This window comes from Rhizobium redzepovicii (genome assembly GCF_019793435.1).
GTDB classification, from domain to species: Bacteria; Pseudomonadota; Alphaproteobacteria; order Rhizobiales; family Rhizobiaceae; genus Rhizobium; species Rhizobium redzepovicii.
In genome coordinates, this window is record NZ_JAILYH010000081.1 from 1 (window position 1) to 442 (window position 442).

1 protein-coding gene is annotated in these 442 nt (G+C 59.3%); it reads right to left on the reverse strand.

Annotated elements, in window-relative coordinates; all coding sequences use genetic code 11:
- On the reverse strand, positions 1 to 442 hold a 442-nt coding region (locus K6N12_RS33665), incomplete at both ends, for a response regulator transcription factor (protein WP_485064276.1).

Sequence of the window (442 nt, forward strand, 5' to 3'; positions counted from 1 at the left end):
AATCTTGCCTGAAACCACGACTGCGTGCGGCCCGAAGACAATCTCGGCGGCGGAAGCGCAATTTGGCAGAGTCGAAACCGCCGGCCGAGGGCTTATGTCGTGCAGAAAGGCGAGAAGCTTTGCAGGCGACAGAGGACGCGTGATGCCTTCGTCGAGGCCCGCCTTGATCAATTGCAGGTGCTGCGTGCGCATATCCTCGCCGATGAGTGCACCCACGGAAAGCCCCGAGCCCTTCAAGAGCGCACACAGGGGCGCAACGTCACTCGGCCAACCTGCACAATCCAGTACGACGGCGGAAAGCTCTATTGATGTGCAGGCGTCCACCACATCGTCGTCACTTGCAGCAAGACGAGCCTCAAAGCCTTCACTACGCAGAATATGCGCGAGGAGCAGATAAAGCTCGGCGTCCTGTGAGCAGACCAGAATGACCGGGGTCATGTCT